Source organism: Xanthobacter sp. BG11Y11_SDJG, assembly GCF_057364445.1.
The window spans coordinates 1-511 of sequence record NZ_JBNFNU010000905.1 but is presented as its reverse complement, the minus strand read 5'-3'; the positions used below and the strand labels follow the sequence as shown (position 1 = coordinate 511).

The following is a 511-nucleotide window of genomic DNA, read 5'->3' as shown; positions in this document are numbered from 1 at the left end:
CGGCCAGGGGGAGGCGGGGGCGCGTCCGGCGCGGCGTCAGCAGCGGGTGCCATGGTGCACTGTCGCCGTGGCGGAGGCGCCGACGCGCATCAGCTCGCCCGGCGGATCGAGCAGGCGGATGCGCACCGGAAAGCGCTGCGCCACCCGCACCCAGTCGAGCGATTTCGGTACCAGCGGCATCTTGCGCGGGATGTTGATCAATTCCTCCGAGACCACGCCCCAGCCGATGCCCTCCACCCGCCCGCGGATCGCGCGGGTGCGGTCGGCGAGGGCGTAGACGGTGGCGCAGTCGCCCACCGCGATGCCGGGGAGCGCGGTTTCCACGAAGGCGGCGGAGGCGAACCACGCCTCGGTGCTGATGAGGGTGAACACCGACTGGCCCGGCAGCACATATTCGCCCGGTGCGAGGTTGAGGCCCACCACCTTGCCGTCGAATGGCGCGCGCACCTGCGTGTCCGCCAGCGCGCGCTCCGCCAGAGCGAGCGCGGCGCGGCGCGCCTCGCCGCCGGAG

1 pseudogene is annotated in these 511 nt (G+C 73.8%); it reads right to left on the bottom strand.

The window, feature by feature from the left end:
• Nucleotides 1-36: 36 nt before the first annotated feature.
• Nucleotides 37-511 (bottom strand): annotated as a pseudogene (locus tag AC2W7M_RS27225) (multidrug transporter subunit MdtN); the annotation flags it as partial.